This is a genomic window from Kurthia massiliensis, assembly GCF_000285555.1.
Lineage (GTDB): Bacteria > Bacillota > Bacilli > Bacillales_A > Planococcaceae > Kurthia > Kurthia massiliensis.
In genome coordinates this window covers 597,241-618,044 of record NZ_HE610997.1, presented here as the reverse complement: position 1 = coordinate 618,044, position 20,804 = coordinate 597,241, and the positions used below count along the sequence as shown (strand labels likewise).

Genomic DNA, 20,804 nt, shown 5'->3' with positions numbered 1-20,804 from the left:
GAAGCGGCTTCACACGCGGCTTCGCCTTTTTTTGATGTGACATATTTTTTTGATATTTCACACAATATTTGTGATAATAGCGGTACAGTTAAATTGAAGGAGCGTGTGCATAATGACACATATTTGGGTAAATAATCGACTAATGAATCGTAATGAGGCAACAATCGATCCAGAAGATCGTGGTTATCAGTTTGGTGACGGCGTTTATGAGGTCGTGAAAGTATATGACGGTAACTTATTTGAAATGACTGCACATATCGACCGTTTTTATCGTTCAGCAGATGAATTACGCATCGTCATTCCATATACGAAAGATGTATTACACAAAATGGTGTACGATTTAGTCGAAGCCGATCAATTAGAAACAGGGCATGTGTATATGCAAATTACACGCGGCGTAGCAGAGCGCCAACATTATTTCCCGGAAAATGCGACAGCGGTGTTTACGGCGTACACACAAGTTAGTGAACGTCCAATCGAACAGTTTGAAAATGGCATTTCAGCGCTATTGTACGAAGATATTCGTTGGTTGCGTTGTGACATTAAAAGTTTAAATTTATTAGGTGCTGTGCTAGCGAAACAAGCTGCACACGAAGCGAATTGTGACGAAGCAATTTTACACCGTGGCAATATCGTGACGGAAGGTTCATCATCAAATGTATATGGCATAAAAGATGGCAAAGTATATACGCATCCTGCGAACAATTTAATTTTGAACGGGATTACACGTCAAGTCGTATTACGCTGCGCGGAAGAAGAAGGTATTGAAGTCATTGAAGAAGCGATGACCGTCGAAGCGCTTCTTGCGATGGACGAAGTATTCTTCACATCGACAGGCGCAGAAGTATCGCCAATCGTTAAAATTAACGATACCGTCATTCAAAATGGAAAACCGGGACCATGGACGCGTAAACTACAACAAGCTTTTAATGCAAAAGTTCAACAAAGCATTACAATTTAATACGATAAACCGATATACTAGTATGTATACAAACGTGAGGGGGCTGTCCCGAGAAAGTTCAAAGTAAGATGAACGTTTCGGCAGTCTCTTCTTTTGTTCGAGCAGACGCAATTGGAGGGATCAGCTTGGCACAGTTAATTAAGCTACAGGATTACGTATCAAGATATCAAATTGATTTGAAACGTTATCCGACGCAATATGTGCGTTTAAAGCATGTGCAATGGAAACGTATGAAAGACGAATGGCATGCGAACGATAACGCTGCATTAGAACTTGAAGAAAATATGATTGATGAAGCATCTGAAAAGAAAGGAAATATTTTAAAGCGTATTTTCCATCGTAAAAGTCATAAAGATAGTTGGGATAATCCGTGGGAACAAAATACATCACAACTGCATTTTGATGATACGCTTGACGAGGCAGAAGATATTCCAAATGAAGAAACGACGCTTAATTTTAATCCGACATTGTTATATCATCCACAAACAGAGCAAGATTTAAAACGGATGTATTTAGATCAGTTGTTCCATTTTCAACTGAAATGGGCAAGTTCGACGTTGCGTGAAAAATCACATATTGATCCAAAATATCAGCGTGACACATGGTTACGAACGCTCGTACAACGATTGCCTGATACGTACTTTGTATTATATGATCCGATTTTACAGTTAAAAAAAGCACCTGTAGAAGTAGGGGTTATCGTATTAGCACCGACGGAATGTTTCGTTATTCAATTGATTGAAGAAGAAGACGTAGCAGCTTTTACGGGTGATAGCAAAACACGTTTTTGGACGAAAAAAATTGGCAATCAAGATAAAAAAGTGTTAAACCCACTTATTAGTTTAAATCGTATGGAGCGTGTCGTTCGTCAAATTTTTGAAGAAGCAGACGTATCACTCGATATTCACCGCATCTTATTATCGCGTAACGGCTATATCGATTATCCTGGTTCTTTATACGATATTAAAATTGTTGACCGCCGCCATTACACAGAATGGTTCGATCAACTGAAACGTAACCCGTCGCCAATGAAGCATTTGCAATTTAAAGCAGCAGAAGCGTTGTTGACGCATTCTCAAACGACATCATTTAACCGCGCGGACTGGTACAAAACAAAAGAAGATATTGAAAAATTCGATTTATAATCGTCCAATCGTGAAGTCATGTTATCACCTAGTCACGTTTGCGTGTTCTACGTAAGATGCTTGACTAATTGCTTGATTTCTTGGAAAATGAATTGTTGAAATGCAACTTATAGAAATGAGGAAAGCACGTTGAGATTACGTAACAAACCTTGGGCAGAAGACTACTTGAATGAACATCAAGATTTAGTCGTGCCAAACCCAGAAGACTATAAAGGTCGTTGGAATGAATTATTTGGAAATGACAATCCTGTTCACATTGAAGTAGGTACAGGTAAAGGTCAATTTATTACAGGTATGGCGCAAGCAAACCCGGATATTAACTATATTGGTATTGAATTATTTGATAGTGTCATCGTGATTGCTGCGAAAAAGGCAATAGATGCTGGTCAACCATCGAACTTACGTTTATTAAACGTAAACGGTTCTAAATTAGAAGAATACTTTGCAAAAGGCGACGTATCACGCGTTTACTTAAACTTCTCAGATCCATGGCCAAAAACACGCCATGCGAAACGCCGTTTAACACACGCTGGTTTCTTAAGCCTTTATGAAAACGTATTAATCGACAACGGTGAAATCCACTTCAAAACGGATAACCGTGGTTTATTCGAATACTCTTTAATTAGCATGACTGATTATGGCATGCAATTAAAATTAGTATCATTAGATTTACACAACGATGATGTAGAAGACAACATCATGACGGAATACGAAGAAAAATTCTCTTCTAAAGGTCAACCGATTTACCGTCTAGAAGCACAATTCGTTACTGAAAAATAATGACGATAACTCCTTACGATATTCGTGAGGAGTTTTTGTTTCTATAAAATGTAAAAATATTCTATTTTAAGCAATAATATGTTACGATTAAACTGTATTTTTCAAATAAGGGGGATATAGAGATGGATCATTTTCAATTTCATGATATGCGCTTTACATGGTTAGACGGTGGGATGACATGGCTTGATGGGGGAGCAATGTTTGGTGTTGTACCAAAACCACTATGGACACGTAAGTATGAAGTGAACGACAATAACCAAATTCCATTACCGACACACCCAATTTTAGTACAATACGGGGACACGAATTATTTAGTGGATTCGGGCATTGGTAGTGGAAAATTAAATGATAAACAAAAGCGTAATTTCGGTGTGACACGCGAATCGCACATTGAAGAAAGTTTAGCGGCGCTTGATTTAACGCCGGACGATATTGACGTCATCTTAATGACACATATGCATTTTGACCATGCGAGTGGATTGACGAAGTACGAAGGCAATGAGCTCGTATCAGTATTTAAAAATGCGACGATTTATACGTCAGAAGTTGAATGGAATGAATTAAGAAATCCGAATATCCGTTCAAAAGCGACATATTGGCGTGAAAACTGGGAACCAATTGAAAAACAAGTCAAAACGTTTACGGAAACATTCGAAGTCGTACCAGGCATTACGCTTGAACATACAGGCGGTCATAGCGACGGTCATGCGGTCATCCGCTTTGAACAGCAAGGGGATACGCTCATTCATATGGGCGATATTTTAGCGACGACAGCGCATCAAAATCCGTTATGGGTGATGGCGTACGATGATTACCCAATGACATCGATTTTTGCGAAAGAACGTCTGACGAAAGCGATTTTAGAAGAAGGGTATTATGTGTCGTTTTATCACGATAACTTCCACCGTGTTATTAAGTGGGACCCGACTGGCAAAGAAGTATTAGAAGAAGTAAAAGTTACGCACGCTGATTACGGCATTTAATGAACAAAGGGCATCGCTTCAAACGAGGCCCTTTGTTTTTTTGCACAAAAAAACAGACTAAGTATGCAGCTTAGTCTGTCATCGTATACGTATTAAACGCGTACTAAGTCAACAATTGCACCGCTTTTTGCATCAGCAGCGAATTCGAAGTTTACTTGTTCGCCATCTTCTACGCGAGAGATGCCGCCTTTGTAAACAGGGATTGAAATGTTTTCTTTTTTGAATGATTCCGGTTGCATGTAGATCCAAGAGCCATCAATTGGGCCTTCTTCTTTGAACTTGTTTTTAATGTCTTCAAGTACAGCGTTAGGATTGCGGTTTGGGTTTACACGTGTAGAAGCTTCTTTAAGAACGTATGCTGCTGCAACACCAGTTGCAACGCCAACTAAAAAGTCACGTAATTTCATTGGTTTTCCCCCTTAATTTAACTATGCTTATAGTGTATCATACGAACGAAAAGAAGTGTAAACAGAAAATAGAGGTTACGCTGAAGAAACGTTCATTTTTAGAAAAGTTGCGAATGTTTACGAGAATCAAAAGAGTAATGTAGCAATTAAAGTCATAGAAAGCTACAATAGTACGTAAGAGATGTCTAATTTTAGGACACCCACACATATAAATGACTGAAAATTGCAGCATTAATGGAAGTAAGGGGAGGAATTTACATTGGAACAACAAACGCTTGAGATGTTTAAAACGTTAACAGAATTACCAGGTGCACCTGGTAATGAACATGCGGTACGTGCTTACATGCGTACATATTTAGAACAATATAGTGATGAAATCGTTCAAGACAATTTAGGGGGCATTTTCGGTGTCAAACATGGCGCGGAAGGTACACCGAAAATTTTAGTAGCGGGTCATATGGATGAAGTCGCATTTATGGTGACACAAATTACTGACAATGGGATGATTCGTTTCCAAACGCTTGGTGGCTGGTCAAATCAAGTAATGCTTGCACAACGCGTACAAGTATATACAGATAAAAATGGTCCAATTCCTGGTGTCATCGCCTCTGTTCCACCACATTTACTATCACCAGAGCAACGCAACAAACCGATGGAAATTAAAAATATGTTAATTGATATCGGTGCGGACGATCGCGAAGATGCGATTTCAATGGGTGTTGTACCTGGTCAATCTATTATTCCAGATAGCAAATTCCAAGTGATGGCGAATCCGAAAAAAGTGATGGCGAAAGCTTGGGATAACCGTTACGGTTGTGGCTTAGCGCTTGAATTAATGAAAGAAGTACATGGCGAAACGTTACCGAATACATTGTATGCAGGTGCGAACGTTATGGAAGAAGTCGGCTTACGCGGTGCAAAAGTGTCGGCCAATATGATTAAACCGGATTTATTTTTCGCATTAGATGCGAGTCCTGCAAACGATGCAACAGGGGATAAAACACAGTTCGGTCAACTCGGTAACGGTCCGTTATTACGCATTTTCGATCGTACGATGGTGACACATAAAGGCATGCGCGAATTCATTTTAGATACGGCGGAAACGAATAACATTCCGTATCAATATTTTGTTTCACCAGGTGGTACGGATGCCGGAAACGTACACGTAGCGAACGATGGTGTGCCAAGTTCTGTAATCGGTATTTGCTCACGATACATTCATTCACATGCTTCTATCGTTAATTTAGACGATATCGACGCAGCGAAAGCATTAATCGTCGCACTCGTACGCGCAGCAGATACATCAACGTTAAACACAATTTTAGGAAAATAAATTGAAATCAAGGCCGACTTTGTCTATGATAAGGTCGGCATTTTTAATTGGAGGAGATTTTATGCATATTGCAATTGGTACGAAAAACCGCGCGAAAGTAGGCGCTGTTGAAACGGTCGTTCATACATATATAGAAGACGCGACGTTTGAAGCGATTGACGTCGCATCAGGCGTCCGTGACCAGCCGATGACAGAAGAAGAAACGCGACAAGGTGCTATTAATCGTGCGCGCGCGGCATTAGCAGCAAGCGATGCATCAATCGGTTTTGGCTTAGAAGGTGGCGTTAAAATAGTCGATGACGTCATGTATTTATGCAATTGGGCGGCGTTAGTAACTGATTCAGGTGACGTATACACCGCAGCAGGCGCACAAATCCCACTACCTGCACAAGTTGCAGCACCGATTTTAGCAGGTCAAGAGCTAGGGCCGGTCATGGATGCGTACGCACAGCAAACGAATACGCGCGAGCATTCCGGCGCAATCGGTGTCTTTACGAACGGTTACGTAGACCGTAAAGAGATGTTCGTGCACATTTTAACGCTTTTAGTCGGCCAATACATGTATTTTCAGCAGTTATAGGCACTTTCTTTGCGTACACAGCGCGTTATGATTAAACTAGTAAAGGTAATGAAACACGTATATAAAAGGAGTATGAATGATGGAAAAACTACAATCAATCGAACAATTTAATACATTCAAAGAAACGAAAAAAGTGGTCTTCGTTTTCTCAGCAGACTGGTGCCCAGACTGTCGCTTTATCGATCCATTCATGCCAGAAGTAGAAGCAAAATTTAGCGATATGACATTCGTCTACGTTGATCGCGATGAATTTATCGACATTTGTGCAGAAAATGATATTTACGGTATTCCAAGCTTTTTAGCATTTAATAACGGGACAGAAACAGGCCGTTTCGTATCAAAAGACCGCAAAACACAACAAGAAATTGAAGCATTTTTAGCAAAACTAGCGTAAAGGACTGATGATGTGAAAGCGAAAGAACTCATCACTATTTTAAAACAACGTCTTGGCGAGCAACAGTATACGTGGCAGCTAGATGAAAAAACGAACAAATTGCGCATCGAACATAAAGCGTTACGTAAAGGGCTTGATATGACATTAGGTGACATGCTTGCAAAATATGAAGAGCGCGGTGAAAAAGCAATCGATGAAGTCGTTTATACGATTGATGAAACGTTTAAAGCGATGCATCGTGAACAGCAAGGCTTTAATGGACAAGCTGCGATTTATCCCGTCATCCGTTCAGGTTCATTCCCGAAACAATCAAAAGAAGGTTTCGATTTTATTACGACGGCCCATACAGCAGAGACGACAATTTATTACGCGCTCGATTTAGGTCGTACGTATCGTTTAATTGACACTAATATCTTAGAAAAATTAGGATTGAACGAAACACAAATGAAAGAAGCGGCACGTTTCAGAGTACGTGAGCTTTCAACGAACGTAAAAATGGATGAAGTCGCGGGCAACACGTTCTACTTTTTAAATGAAAATGATGGCTATGATGCAAGTCGTTTATTAAATGAGTCCTTTTTACAGGAAATGCGTGGTAAGATAAAGGGTGAGATGGCCGTTGCGGTACCACACCAAGATGTATTAATTATTGCGGACATTCAAAACCCAGCCGGATATGATGTGCTTGCGCAAATGACGATGCATTTCTTCGCAATTGGGACGGTGCCAATTACGTCACTATCATTTATTTACGAAGAGGGCAAATTAGAGCCTATCTTTATTATGGCAAAGAACAGACAAAAGAAAGAGGATTAATAAAACATGATCGTATCTTACAATAAGCCGTTCGTCGGCGACACACTTTTAGTGCAATTATCAACAGAACCAATCGTCACATTCGACTTCGAACGTCACGGCGACCTTTACATGATGAAAGAAGCTGCAAACGGTGAAGTGAAAGCATTCAACTTATTCAATGCATCTAAATATATGAATTTAGATGGTATCAACGGCAACGTTGAGTTAACAGAAGAATTCGTAGATGGCTTAAAAGCAGCGATTAAAACATGTGGCGCAACATTAGACTTAGATGTCGACTTAACACCTAAATTCATTATCGGTCACGTATTAGAAGTGGCAGATCACCCAGACGCAGACAAACTTCACATTTGCCAAGTGCAAGTAGATGAAGAACAACCAATTCAAATCGTTTGTGGTGCACCAAACGTTGCGGAAGGCCAAAAAGTCGTTGTCGCAAAAATTGGTGCAGTAATGCCTTCAGGTACTGTTATCGTCGAATCAAAATTACGCGGTGTTGAATCATACGGTATGATGTGCTCAGCACGTGAATTAGAAATTCCAAATGCCCCACAAGTACGCGGTATTCTCGTATTAGACAACAATGCAGAAGTAGGCACAGCATTCCACGCATAACGGGTTATAAAGAGGCTGGGACATTTACATTGTCCGAGTCTCTTTTTGTTTTTAGAAAATAGCTATTTTGATGTGAAAACAAGGGTGTTCATTGCATGGCGCCATTTATTATTGGTAAAATGAAGGGAATTCAATTGGAAGAGAGTGATTGACATGGGTTTCTTTAAAAAACTCTTTGGAAAAGAAAACAATGATCGACAACAACACGAATATGAAGAACAACCGTATACAGAAGAACAGTATGAGTACTATGATGAGCAACAGTCATTATTAGAACAAGAATACCAAGCTTATGATACGCCGGAAGAACCCGTACAGCGTCTACAACCGAAACAGCAAGTGCCCCAGCAGCCACCGTTAGAAGATGTGTATAACGAAGTATATGAGGCACCAGAAACGAAAAGCCCGTACTTCCAAGATCACGAAGTACAAGTGAGACCATCTTATGAAAAACCACCTGCTGACTTTAATCCATTTGGTCATCGTCCGAATGGTTTAATCGGTACAGTACCACGTGTAAGCCGTGAGCAATTTAATCCATTCACTGAAAATGGGATTTCCCCAGAACCAGTGACACCACGTCGTAAGCCACAACCGATGACGCCTCGTACCTCACAACCGACACCAACACCACGCGTAGCACGTGAACAACCAACGCCTATTGTACCGACGCCGATTGAGAAGAAAAAATCGCCGCGTTACATTGCACCGAAACAATCATTTTTAAATGAAGAACCGGTTCAAAAGAAAAAATTTGAACCGAGCCTCGTGCCGTCACCAATTTACGGTTTCCAAGAACCGCCAAAACGCCCAATCGTGACGGTAGAACATGTAGAAGCGCAACGCGAACGTGTACGTACATTAAATGATAAAAAAGTAGAAGTGAAATCGTCTGAAGCACTTGCAGAAGAGTGGGAACAACGCCACCCGGAGCTTAATGCGATTGCGGAAAAACAAACAGAAGTAGTCGTGGAAGAAGTACAACCTGCGCCTGTTGTAGAGACAGTAGAAGCAACATCAAACGTTGCAGAACAAACGCCGCTTGTAAATGACACAGAAGAGACAGTTGCTGAAATCGCAACAACTCCTGATGTCGAAGAAGTAGCATCAACAACTGAACATGCACAACAATCATTAGTAGATGTGGAGACATCTGTGCAAGATGACATCGTACCAGTAACACCAGTTGAAGAAGTGCAACCTGAAGTAGTTGAAACAACACCAGTTGAAGAAGTGCAAACAGAAGTAGCTGAACCAACACCAGTTGAAGAAGTGCAAACGGAAGTAGCTGAACTAACATCAGAAGAAGCGCCACAACAAGTCGTTGAAACAGACGAAGTTATTCAACTGTCACCGACAGAAAAATTAGAAGCAAAAACTGAAGCACCACAACGTTCAATGAGTGTTGCTGAAGCAATGGCTTTAATGGAACAAGGGATTGAACAACCTGTCACGCACGGTCAAGCACCTGTCTTAGATGAAAAAGTGATGACAGCTTTACCAGTTGCGCCAACATCAGAAGAAGCGGCAGCACCATCAGCTGTGGCAGTTGCACATAAAGAAGAAAGCGACGAAGCATCTATGGACCAAACTTCTGTAGAAGAAACGGACGCAGAAGATGTCATTGAAGCGCCAACGTCAGTAATTGAGGAAGCAACAGTTGAAGAAGCGACAGATGTGAATGAATCTGAAATAGCGGTGACAGAAGAAACAGCGATGACAGAAGCATTTGTTACACATATTGAAAAGGCACGTCCATTCAACGTTGTGTTATTACCTTCTGAAAAGAAAAAATTAAATCAAGTAAAACGCGCTAAAGAATTAAAAGGATTATTATCTACTTCACCATTGCGTCCGACGGTGACATTAAATTCTTATAAGAAGAAAGCATCGACAACTGATGATGAGGTGTCTCCCTCCGAACAACAACGCGTAACAAAACAAAATGTACAAGAAGATGTATCAGCACCTGATGTAGTAGAAGATATCAACAATGTGCCAGGAACTGCACCTTCACAGCAAGCGTTTGATCTCGTTTTTAACGAAGCGCCAGAACGATACATCGAACCAGATGTTCAGCATGCGATGAGTTTTTTAAATTCACCTGTTGCGCAACGAGAAGATAAAGAATGGATGGACATGCAAGCCAAAAAACTTGTCCAAGCATTAAAAGATTTTCAAATTGACGCGGCTATTGAAGGCGTGACACAAGGGCCTACTGTAACGCAATTCCAATTAAAAGTAGGTCATGGAGTAAAATTGACAAAAATTACTAACTTAGCGGATAATTTAAAGTTAGAGTTAGCTGCACATGATATTCGCATTGAGGCACCTATTCCAGGAAAAAGTTTAGTCGGTATTGAGATTCCGAATGAAGTGAAACGTCCAGTACGTTTATCGGAAATTACGGAAACGGCTAATTTTAAAGAAGCATCATCGCCACTCGAAGTTGCGCTCGGATTAGATTTAACCGGTCAACCTGTGACATTTGATTTAGCAAGTATGCCACATGGCTTAATTGCAGGGTCAACAGGTTCCGGTAAATCTGTATGTATTAATTCGATTTTAATGAGTTTACTCTTGAAAGCTAGTCCACAAGATGTAAAATTGATGTTAATCGATCCGAAAATGGTAGAGCTCTCAATTTATGAGGATATTCCGCATTTAGTGAGCCCTGTTATTACGGATGTGAAAGCGGCCACTGCAGCATTAACGTGGGCGGTTGAAGAAATGGAACGTCGTTATACGTTGTTCCATGAATTACGTGTCCGCCACATTTCACGCTACAATAAAATGATGGAAGAAAAACGGGCGTTTGCGCAAAAAATGCCGTATATCGTCATCGTCATTGATGAGTTAGCCGATTTAATGATGCAAGCGCCACAGGACGTAGAAGATGCAATTTGCCGTATTACGCAAAAGGCACGCGCATGTGGAATTCATTTAGTTGTAGCGACACAACGTCCGTCTGTAGATGTCATTACCGGATTGATCAAGTCGAACATTCCGACGCGTATCGCTTTCGCAGTGGCATCGAACGTTGATTCACGTACGATTTTAGATACGCAAGGAGCAGAACGATTACTCGGTCGAGGGGATATGCTTTATTTAGCAAACGGTTCGAACCGTCCTGTACGATTACAAGGAACGTTTGTGACGGATGAGGAAATTGAAGACGTCACAGATTACATTCGTTCACTTGGCGAACCGAAGTACTTGTTCCAACCAGAGGAACTTGTCGAGAAAACAGATCGTCTAGAAAAGCAGGATGAACTATTTGAAGCAGTTTGTCGCTATATTGTCCAACAAGGCGAGACATCGACGTCGTCACTACAACGTCAATTTAGCATCGGCTACAACCGTGCTGCACGCATAATCGACTCTCTTCAAGACTTACATTACATTTCTGCTGCACAGTCAGGGAAAAAGATGCGAGATGTCTATTTAACAGAGAGCGATGTATTCGAATTATTTGGGTAACAATATGAAAAATGAAAATAGTTTATATTGAAAAACGTTTTATGTTTAAATGCATTAATTCATGCTATAATGAAAAATGTTTTGAACATATGGAGATTTGGGCATGAGTGAAAGCCCTGAAACTACTCACAACTTTCTCGAACGAGAGGGGTTGCTTGCTAAGAGCAAGAAGCGACCTTATAAAGGCCAGCAGTTCATTAATTGAAGGGAAAGGTAACTTTTCCGGGAGGTTTCAATCAAACATGACATTTTATCATTTTACAGGTATTAAAGGATCTGGCATGAGTTCATTAGCACAAATTTTATTTGACTCAGGTGAACAAGTTCAAGGTTCTGATATCGACAAACATTTCTTTACAGAAGATCCATTACGCGCACGCGGTGTGAACATTTTACCGTTTGATGCGGACAATATTAAAGAAGGTATGACAGTCATCGCGGGTAACGCTTTCCCAGATGAACATCCAGAACTTGTACGCGCACGTGAAATGGGTGTAGAAGTTGTACGCTATCATAAATTTTTAGGTGAATATTTAGAGAAATATACATCTGTTGCGATTACAGGCGCACACGGTAAAACATCAACAACTGGCTTAATGGCGCACGTACTTGCTGGCGACCAACCGACATCTTACTTAATTGGTGATGGTACTGGTGGCGGTGCAAAAGACGCGCAAAACTTCGTCATGGAAGCTTGTGAATATCGTCGTCACTTCTTAGCATATCACCCTGATTATGCAGTGATGACGAACATCGATTTCGATCACCCTGACTATTACTCAGATATCGAAGACGTTTTCTCTGCGTTCCAACAAATGGCGCTACAAGTGAAAAAAGCAATTATTGCGTGGGGCGACGATAAAAACTTACAACGCATTCAAGCGAACGTACCAGTGATTTATTACGGTTTCGGTGCCGACAACGATTTCGAAGCGCGTAACGTACAAAAATCAACAGAAGGTACAACATTTGACGTATTCGTGCGTAATGAATTTTATAGCACGTTCACGATTCCAATGTACGGTGACCACCACGTTTTAAATACGTTAGCAGTCATTTCTTTATGTCACTATGAAGGTATTCCAACAGAAACTGTACAAGCGCGTTTACACACTTACGGTGGCGTTAAACGTCGTTTCACAGAAACACATATCGGTGATCAAGTATTAGTCGATGACTATGCACATCACCCAACAGAAATTAAAGCGACGATTCAATCAGCTCGTCAAAAATATCCTGATCGTGAATTACTTGCAGTATTCCAACCACATACGTTCTCACGTACACAAGCATTTTTAAAAGATTTCGCAGATGCGTTAAATCTTGCAGATTGCGTGTACTTATGTGACATTTTCGGTTCTGCACGTGAAAAAGAAGGCGACTTAACAATCAACGATTTAGCAGCGCTTGTGAAAGAACATCACGTATTAACGATGGACAACATTGGAGAACTTGCAAAACACGAAAAAGCAGTATTCTTATTTATGGGCGCTGGCGATATTAATAAATATCAAAAAGCATTCGAAGATTACTTACAAAAATAATCAATTTAGAGATAGTCTACACGTAGGCTATCTCTTTTTATTTTCTTTAAAAAACTAATCTCGACCCATATTTACTGCTTTAAGCAAACCATCTGCATGAAGCGTTTTTGTACGATACTATTTTTTAGTGGCAGGAAAATAGAATTGTTTGTAGAATGTAAAGAGTAAAGGTTTAACCTGCATTTATTTGTGGGAAAATATGTATAACTAGGAGGGATTTTTGTGATTATTGTTTTATACATCGCTGCATTCATTTTTGCAGTAGCCGTATTAGTGTTATGTATTTCATTAGCGATGACCCTTAAAGCATTAAATCCAACGTTGAAGAGCATCTCTAAAACGATGGAAGGCATTGAAGGTCAAATGCAAGGCATCACAAGAGAAACAACTTTATTATTAGAAAAAACGAATTCTTTAGCAGAGGACGTACAAGGTAAATCGCAACAACTAAACTCATTAGTTGGCGCAGTAAAAGGTTTTGGGGACTCAGTGCAAGGTTTAAACAGTACTGTACAAGCCGTTACGTCTTCTATCGAAAACAACGTTGCAAAAAACAGCGACCAAATCGGTCAAGTCGTGCAATGGAGTAGTGCAATTATGGGTATTCGCAGTAAATTAAAAGAAGATAAAAAAGCGAATGTTGTTGTAGAGGCACAGCCTGCTACAGCAAAACCAAAAAAATCAATCTTCAAACGCAAGTAATTTAAGGGGGATGTATCGCATGACAGCAGAAAAGCCGAATTACAATGAAGTCAAAAACCAATACTTACCACAACCGTATGAACATACGGAGAAGCTTTACGAAGATTCTAGCAGTGTGAATGGAAAAGATTTTGCGATTGGCGTTTTAGTCGGTAGCATTTTAGGCGCTGCTGCAGCGCTATTCCTAGCACCGAAAACCGGTAAAGAATTACGTCAAGATGTGACATTACAAGCGAACAACTTGAAATCGAAAAGTGCAGATTATACGACGGTCGTGAAAGAGAAGGCAACGGACCTTTCACAAAAAGTCCAAGAACAATCTGCTAAAGTAGTCGATAAAGCAAAATCGCTAAAATCACAAGCGACACCTCCGTTAGACGACGGCACTGTTTCTGCTGACGGTGAGGAGCCATTAGAAGAAATTATTGACCGTACTGTCGCAGAGGTAGAGCGAGAAGAGTCGTTAGATGAAGTTATTGCCGATGCGAAAGCAACGACATATACGACAGATCAAAAATAATGCACAATAAAAAGGATGTTACCAATACCGGTAACATCCTTTTTTTATTGTGCAGGTAAGAGTTCAATCGTCAACGTATCGCCACCGAAAATTGGGGCATCAAAGCCGACTGCTTCGCCGTTACGTAATATGTTGAACGTCCCTTTAAAATCAGTTGGTAATTGCCAGTCAGAAAAGCGGAATACATCTTGATATTGCCAACCGCTTTGATCGAGGGCAATAAATTGAACTGTATCATTCAATTGTAAAATCGTCTGTGGTGTGGCAGGTTTCCGATTGACGAGAACGTCTACTGCTAATTTAGATAGCTGAATTGTTTCTCCTTGGAACGTCACTTGAATCGTATTTTCAAGTTGCATATGCAAATGTTTTGCTACAAATTCTACTGTCGGATTCGTCTGTGGCTTAATAGCAATCACATCTCCAGATTGAACGGGGTAATTTAATTTTGCGTGCATGCCATTTAGTAATAACTCACTTGAAAGGCTAGGAAGCTCGACGACTTTATGATCGACTGCTAATTTAAATGGTTTTACTTGCTCAAGTGCAGCCTTTTGATGTAATGTGTGAAGTACATCTTCAATCGTTGAAAGTGGCGTACAACGAATATCATCGCCATCTTGTACGGCGTAGTCCAATTGCGTACATTCAACGCCGTTGACCGTAATGACAGGTGCGAGTGTATATTGTTCGTCAAACACTGTAATGTCGATCGGCGGTGCAAGTTCAATTAACTCATTTAATAATGCGTGACCTGGTGCGCCATTTTGACCTTCACGTAACTCAATTGTGTCGCCATCTTGAATCGCTTCTTTCATAGAAGTCGGTTGGCCGTTGACTAAAATTTCGGTCGGGCTACCGTGTTCGCCAGGAATCATAATATGTTGACCATTGACTGTCACAGATAAACCGAGTCCAGGTTTTCCGTACAATTTTTTCGCTTGTACATTTGCGGCGAGTAAAGCATCTGAAACAGTCATTTCTTTCAATTCGAACAAACGAATCATTTGACCGTTCACTGTCACCGTTACATATTTAATTGGTGAATGTTCAGCAGCAATCGCAATTCCAATCGGTGTAACAAGTTCTGGGGACTTCGTGCGTGCTGGATCTTTTACTAATGAAGGAATCGCGTCGATGCCACGAACAGCTACGCGATTGGCAGGCAGTTGTAATCGTTCTGCGAGTTCAGTTTCTAGTAAAGGTGTTAATGAACCACCACCAACGAGTAATACCGCTTTCGGTGATTGTGCATTGTTTAGACGCAACACTTCATCTGCGATACTTTGTGCTAAATGATGAATTGCTGGTTTAATTTGTTCAATTACATCGGCACAAGGCACATCTTGTTCAAAACCTAAAATGTCAGCAATCGTTACGGTATCGTTTAGCAGTAATTGACGCTTCATCGTTTCAGCGACCGGGAAATCTAATAAATATTGATCGCTTAATGCTTCGGTAATTTCATCACCAGCAGTCGGTACCATGCCGTAAGCGACGACAGTGCTGTTGTCGGTAATCGCAATATCTGACGTGCCGGCGCCAATATCAACGAGCGCGACATTTAAGCGACGCATCGTGTTCGGAATGAGCGCGTTAATCGCTGCAATCGGTTCGAGCGTTAAGCCATCTAGCGATAAATCTGCACGTTTTAATGAAGCAATGAGCGATTCAACGACGACGCGGGGCAGGAATGTCGCAATTACTTCGATTTTCACCGTTTCACCTTGTTGGTCGATGAGGCTGCCGATTTCTTGGTCGTCGATATAATAATGGAGTACGGAGTAGCCAACGCAATAATAGTGTGATGCATGTTTACCATCTTGATGATTAACAAGCTTTTCTTGCGCATGTTGGACTGCTGCGAGTTCTAAGCGATGGATATCATCGTCTGTCATGGAGGCGCGTTTTTTAATATCTAGCGTCATTTCACCTGTTTCTGTTTTCAATGAACGACCTGCTGCAGCGACGCTGACATGAGTGAGTGGACCATGCTTTTCTTCTAGTTGCGATTTAATATGTTGAATGACTTCAGCGACGTGTAAAACGTTATGTATTTGCCCATCTACCATAGCACGTTCTTTGTGTTCTTCTATTAAAAGGTCTAAAACGTTATAGTCATTTCCTGTTTTTTCTAAAATGACACCGACGACGGAGCGTGTGCCGATGTCTAATGCGAAAATTTTTTTCATCGTTTACGCAAACATCCTCTCTAATAGTCAGAAAATTTCTTATTTTTTAACAATTATACTTTTTTGCGTTGAAGCGTTAAAGAAAAAGTACGTGACATTTATAAATGAATTGATTATACTGACTATAATATCTAAAAATGTAACACACATTTCAGTTTGCTGAAAGTATCTGATATGTGGAAGAAGGGGGAAAACGGTTATGAGTCATCAGAATTTAGAAAATCTACGTACACGCGTAGACGAACTTAACCTTGAAATTTTACGTTTAATTAACGAACGTGCAGAGGTAGTAGAAGAAATTGGTCAAGTAAAAGAAAAGCAAGGTGTAAACCGATTTGATCCTTTACGCGAACGCCACATGTTAGACCTTATTAAAGAGCACAATAAAGGTCCTCTATCACAAGGTACTGTAAATCACTTGTTCAAAGAGATTTTCAAAACAGCACTTAAATTACAAGAAACAAACCAAAAGAAAAAATTACTTGTATCTCGTAAAAGTAAACCAGAGGATACAATTGTTACCGTTAACGGTGAACCAATCGGGGAAGGTCTACCATCATTTGTATTCGGCCCTTGCGCTGTAGAATCATACGAACAAACAGAAGCAGTTGCTGCAGCAGTTGCAGGTAAAGGTTTAAAATTAATGCGCGGTGGTGCATATAAACCACGTACATCTCCATACGACTTCCAAGGTTTAGGTCTTGAAGGTTTAAAAATCTTAAAAGACGTTGGTCAAAAACATGGCTTAGGCATCATCTCTGAAATCGTCACACCTACGCATTTAGATGACGCGTTAGAATACATCGATGTTATTCAAATCGGTGCCCGTAACATGCAAAACTTCGAGTTATTAAAAGCAGCTGGTGAAACGAACAAACCAGTATTATTAAAACGTGGTTTAGCAGCAACAATCGATGAATTCATCAATGCAGCAGAATACATCATGTCAAAAGGTAATGATCAAATCATTCTTTGTGAACGTGGTATCCGCACATACGAAAAAGCGACACGTAACACACTTGATATTTCAGCTGTGCCAATTCTTAAACAAGAAACACACTTACCTGTATTCGTAGACGTTGTTCACTCTACAGGTCGTCGTGATTTATTATTACCATGTGCAAAAGCAGCGATTGCAATCGGTGCAGACGGCGTCATGGCGGAAGTACACCCAGACCCAGCGGTAGCACTTTCAGATTCACAACAACAAATGGATATTCCAACATTCGACAAGTTCTATGATTCACTTCAAGTGTTCATGAAACAATACGAATTAAAAGCATAAATACCATTTTTAGAGGAGTGGCGATTCATTTCGATGAATCGTCACTTTTCTTTTATTGAAAACCGCTTTCATAATGGTTTATTATTAATGTATACGAGTTAAAAGGAGGGTCATGATCGTGACCGTAACTATTTATGATGTGGCACGCGAAGCGAATGTGTCAATGGCAACCGTATCGCGTGTTGTCAACGGCAATCCGAACGTCAAACCATCTACGCGTAAAAAGGTATTGGAAGTGATTGAACGTTTAGAATATCGTCCAAATGCTGTCGCGCGTGGATTAGCAAGTAAGAAAACGACAACAGTCGGGGTCATTATCCCAGACATCTCGAATATTTTCTACGCGGAACTAGCACGTGGCATCGAGGATGTAGCGACAATGTATCGTTACAACATTATTTTATCGAACTCTGATTTAAACGAAGAAAAAGAATTAACGTTACTTGATAATATGTATGGCAAACAAGTTGACGGTATCGTCATGATGACAGAGCGCGTAACAAAACCGTTAGCAGATAAAATGAGTCATTCACCTGTACCGATTGTGTTAGCAGGTTCAATTGATGAAGAAAACAATTTACCTGCAGTAAATATTGATTACACAGATGCTGCTTATGAAGCAGTGAAACAATTAATCGCTAGCGGCAACGAACGCATCGCCTTTATTTCAGGCTCATTTAATGCGACGATTAATAAAAAATATAAATATCAAGGTTATGTGAAAGCATTAGAAGAAGCGGGCATCGCAATCGACGAATCATTAATTTTTGATGATGTTATCACGTATGACCAAGGGATGAAAGTATATAACCACGTGTCAAAATTAGCACAGCCAGCAAGCGCTTACTTCGTAGGCAGCGATGAACCTGCAATCGGTGTCATTCATGCAGCACAAGATGATGACAAAGTTGTACCGACAGATATCGAAGTATGCAGCTTTGAAAATTCAAAATTAGCACGCATGGTACGTCCGCAGCTTTCAAGCGTTGTACTACCGTTATATGATATCGGTGCTGTATCAATGCGTTTATTAACGAAAATTATGAATAAAGAAACAATCGAAGATCGACAAGTGATTTTGCCACATCGCATCGAAATTCGCAATTCAACACGATAAATCAAATGAAATGAGGCTGGGATATAAGTGTAAAAACACCACCTCAAATGAGCATAAAAAAACCGGAATCACGCTGTGGCGCGGTTCCGGTTTTTTGTTGCGAGCGCTAAAAAAGGAAAATGAACTGTTTTGTCCCAGCCTCGGGTTTTTAAATGTTATGTCTAATCGTATAGAGCGCTTTATCGAGTGTTTGCGCATTTTTTTCGGTAATTTCTGCACGACGTGGAATCGGCTCGAACAAAGGATCTGGATCATCCCATGTCGGAATAAATGTAACAGGCGCTTCAGGTTGCCATTTATCGAGCCATGTTTGTGGAAGGGGGCCATGTGGTTGTGGGAAATCACTCATTTCCGTCCAAATGTATGCCCATGCGCGTGGAACGACACGCCAAATATCGTAGCCACCGCCACCAACCGCTACCCAGCGACCTTCACAAAACTCATGTGCAAGCTCATGTGCAATGCGCGGGATTTCTTGATAAATTTTCATCGTACACGATAAGTGTGTGAGAGGGTCGAAATGATGCGCGTCTGCACCATTTTGCGTCAAAATAATATCCGGCTGAAAATCTTCGACAATTTCGCGCATCGCTGTGCGATAACAATCTAAAAATGAATCATCTTCGGTAAATGCATCAATTGGAATGTTGAACGACGTACCGTAGGCATCACCCGTACCGCGCTCGGTAATCGAGCCTGTACCTGGGAATAAATAACGGCCTGTTTCATGAATTGAAAATGTACACGCTTGCGGGTCGTCATAAAAGCGAAACTGCACGCCGTCTCCATGATGCGCGTCGGTATCGACATATAAGACGCGTGCGTTATATTTTTCTTGCATATATTTAATCGCAATTGATGAATCATTATAAATACAAAAACCAGATGCTTTATTTTTAAAACCATGATGCAACCCACCCCCAAGATTTACCGCGTGCTGTGCTTTACCTTGCATGACATAATCACACGCAGTGAGCGTAGCACCGACGATGGCCGCACTCGCTTCGTGCATGTTCGGGAAGATCGGTGTATCTTCTGTACCGATGCCATACGGTTCACCTTCTGCATTTGTCACATAGCCGTGGCCGGCGCGTTTGACGATATCTATGTATGCCGGGTCAAGTGCAAGTGCGATTTCATCATCGGTCGCTACGCGTGGCGGAACGATTTGTTCGGCTGATAGCGCACCGAGTTTTTCAAGTAAATCTATCGTGAGCTCAATTCGTTTTTGATTGAATGGATGCTCTTCGGAAAATTTATACGTGAGTTGCGCAGGGGAATAAATGAATACCGCATTTTGCGCGTTTACATGCTCGGGAAATTTGGCCATAATAGTTCAAATCCTTCCTTACGCAAGTCCTCGATAACGGCTTGAGGGCTAATGCTTTTTACGCGAAGTGAAATAATTTTTTTCGATGACTGCTTTAAATCTGGATAGACGAGTAAACTAATGATGCTTGCACGATGATCTGCGCAAATTGTTGTGACGCGGCTTAAAACGCCGACTTGATCATCGACGCGCAGCTCAATTTGTGAACTCGGTTTGTGCGCACCGGTCAATTCGATATAGTTTAATAAAATATCGGTATTTGTCAAAATGCCGACGAGATAGCCATTTGAAACGATCGGTAAACAACCGATACGCTCTTCAAAAAATAACAATGCTGTTTCTTCAATAAAATCGAGTGGGTGACCGATAATCACATCTCGAACCATAAATTCTTCGATGCATCGGTTGTTTAATGAATTTCGTTCAGCTGTTACGAGAGAAGAGGGCATTGCACGTTTTAAATCTTGTTCGGTAATAAGGCCAACGAGACGTTGTTCAGCATCGACGATTGGTACGTGGCGAATACGCTTCGTACGCATGAGTTCTTCGGCGTCAAATAACGTCTGTGTCGGCTTTAACGTATGGACTTTTCGAATCATTAAATTTTCTACAAGCAT

At 40.8% G+C, this 20,804-nt stretch carries 19 protein-coding genes; 15 read left to right on the top strand and 4 right to left on the bottom strand.

Annotated features, from left to right (window positions below; genetic code table 11):
• The first annotated feature begins 112 nt into the window (after nt 1-112).
• The 4 genes from dat to KMHG_RS07350 all read left to right on the top strand — a co-directional run bounded on the left by dat (nt 113) and on the right by KMHG_RS07350 (nt 3,869).
• On the top strand, nt 113-961 hold the full coding sequence (gene dat, locus KMHG_RS07365; protein WP_010288354.1) for a D-amino-acid transaminase: 849 nt from the start codon (nt 113-115) through the stop codon (nt 959-961).
• Nucleotides 962-1,086: 125 nt separating this feature from the next.
• Entirely contained in the window at nt 1,087-2,106 is a 1,020-nt protein-coding gene (locus KMHG_RS07360) for a nuclease-related domain-containing protein (RefSeq protein WP_010288353.1), read from the top strand.
• Nucleotides 2,107-2,235: 129 nt separating this feature from the next.
• On the top strand, nt 2,236-2,886 hold the full coding sequence (gene trmB / locus KMHG_RS07355) for a tRNA (guanosine(46)-N7)-methyltransferase TrmB (protein WP_010288351.1): 651 nt from the start codon (nt 2,236-2,238) through the stop codon (nt 2,884-2,886).
• 122 nt (nt 2,887-3,008) lie between these two features.
• The gene (locus KMHG_RS07350) at nt 3,009-3,869 is read left to right on the top strand and encodes a YtnP family quorum-quenching lactonase (protein ID WP_010288350.1); all 861 of its coding nucleotides are present in this window, start codon (nt 3,009-3,011) and stop codon (nt 3,867-3,869) included.
• Nucleotides 3,870-3,961: 92 nt separating this feature from the next.
• Here KMHG_RS07350 and KMHG_RS07345 read toward each other — a convergent pair whose 3' ends face one another.
• The gene (locus KMHG_RS07345; RefSeq protein ID WP_010288348.1) at nt 3,962-4,276 is read right to left on the bottom strand and encodes a PepSY domain-containing protein; all 315 of its coding nucleotides are present in this window, start codon (nt 4,274-4,276) and stop codon (nt 3,962-3,964) included.
• Between the two features lie 259 nt (nt 4,277-4,535).
• Between KMHG_RS07345 and KMHG_RS07340 the strand changes: the two genes are divergently transcribed.
• The 9 genes from KMHG_RS07340 (at nt 4,536) to KMHG_RS07295 (ending at nt 14,263) form a co-directional block, all read left to right on the top strand.
• Nucleotides 4,536-5,609 (top strand): M42 family metallopeptidase, encoded by a 1,074-nt coding sequence (locus KMHG_RS07340; RefSeq protein WP_010288347.1) that lies wholly within the window; start codon nt 4,536-4,538, stop codon nt 5,607-5,609.
• Between the two features lie 61 nt (nt 5,610-5,670).
• On the top strand, nt 5,671-6,189 hold the full coding sequence (locus KMHG_RS07335) for a DUF84 family protein (RefSeq protein ID WP_010288346.1): 519 nt from the start codon (nt 5,671-5,673) through the stop codon (nt 6,187-6,189).
• Between the two features lie 79 nt (nt 6,190-6,268).
• A complete protein-coding gene (locus KMHG_RS07330) occupies nt 6,269-6,583 on the top strand; it encodes a thioredoxin family protein (protein WP_010288345.1) in 315 nt (104 codons plus the stop codon).
• Nucleotides 6,584-6,595: 12 nt separating this feature from the next.
• Complete coding sequence (locus tag KMHG_RS07325) at nt 6,596-7,399, top strand: DUF1444 family protein (RefSeq protein WP_010288344.1); 804 nt, start codon at nt 6,596-6,598, stop codon at nt 7,397-7,399.
• A 6-nt stretch (nt 7,400-7,405) separates the two neighbouring features.
• Nucleotides 7,406-8,017: a YtpR family tRNA-binding protein gene (gene ytpR, locus KMHG_RS07320; protein WP_010288343.1), complete on the top strand. Its 612-nt coding sequence runs from the start codon at nt 7,406-7,408 to the stop codon at nt 8,015-8,017.
• Between the two features lie 153 nt (nt 8,018-8,170).
• Nucleotides 8,171-11,497, top strand: a complete 3,327-nt coding sequence (locus KMHG_RS19535; RefSeq protein WP_010288341.1) for a DNA translocase FtsK — start codon at nt 8,171-8,173, stop codon at nt 11,495-11,497.
• Between the two features lie 242 nt (nt 11,498-11,739).
• Nucleotides 11,740-13,041, top strand: a complete 1,302-nt coding sequence (gene murC, locus KMHG_RS07305) for a UDP-N-acetylmuramate--L-alanine ligase (protein ID WP_010288339.1) — start codon at nt 11,740-11,742, stop codon at nt 13,039-13,041.
• Nucleotides 13,042-13,263: 222 nt separating this feature from the next.
• The gene (locus KMHG_RS07300) at nt 13,264-13,743 is read left to right on the top strand and encodes a DUF948 domain-containing protein (RefSeq protein WP_010288338.1); all 480 of its coding nucleotides are present in this window, start codon (nt 13,264-13,266) and stop codon (nt 13,741-13,743) included.
• A gap of 19 nt (nt 13,744-13,762) precedes the next feature.
• Entirely contained in the window at nt 13,763-14,263 is a 501-nt protein-coding gene (locus KMHG_RS07295) for a YtxH domain-containing protein (protein ID WP_010288336.1), read from the top strand.
• Between the two features lie 44 nt (nt 14,264-14,307).
• Here the strand turns inward: KMHG_RS07295 and KMHG_RS07290 are convergent, their stop codons facing one another.
• Complete coding sequence (locus tag KMHG_RS07290) at nt 14,308-16,455, bottom strand: cell division protein FtsA (protein ID WP_010288334.1); 2,148 nt, start codon at nt 16,453-16,455, stop codon at nt 14,308-14,310.
• 199 nt (nt 16,456-16,654) lie between these two features.
• Here KMHG_RS07290 and KMHG_RS07285 point away from each other — a divergent pair, with 199 nt between their 5' ends.
• Both KMHG_RS07285 and ccpA read left to right on the top strand, forming a co-directional pair.
• Nucleotides 16,655-17,740, top strand: coding sequence for a bifunctional 3-deoxy-7-phosphoheptulonate synthase/chorismate mutase (locus tag KMHG_RS07285; RefSeq protein WP_010288329.1), 1,086 nt, complete (start codon nt 16,655-16,657; stop codon nt 17,738-17,740).
• A 118-nt stretch (nt 17,741-17,858) separates the two neighbouring features.
• A complete protein-coding gene (ccpA, locus tag KMHG_RS07280) occupies nt 17,859-18,857 on the top strand; it encodes a catabolite control protein A (RefSeq protein ID WP_010288326.1) in 999 nt (332 codons plus the stop codon).
• Between the two features lie 148 nt (nt 18,858-19,005).
• Here the strand turns inward: ccpA and KMHG_RS07275 are convergent, their stop codons facing one another.
• On the bottom strand, nt 19,006-20,187 hold the full coding sequence (locus KMHG_RS07275) for an acetoin utilization protein AcuC (RefSeq protein ID WP_010288325.1): 1,182 nt from the start codon (nt 20,185-20,187) through the stop codon (nt 19,006-19,008).
• On the bottom strand, nt 20,163-20,804 hold the full coding sequence (locus KMHG_RS07270; protein ID WP_010288324.1) for an acetoin utilization AcuB family protein: 642 nt from the start codon (nt 20,802-20,804) through the stop codon (nt 20,163-20,165). The genes KMHG_RS07275 and KMHG_RS07270 overlap by 25 nt, the downstream gene beginning before the upstream one ends.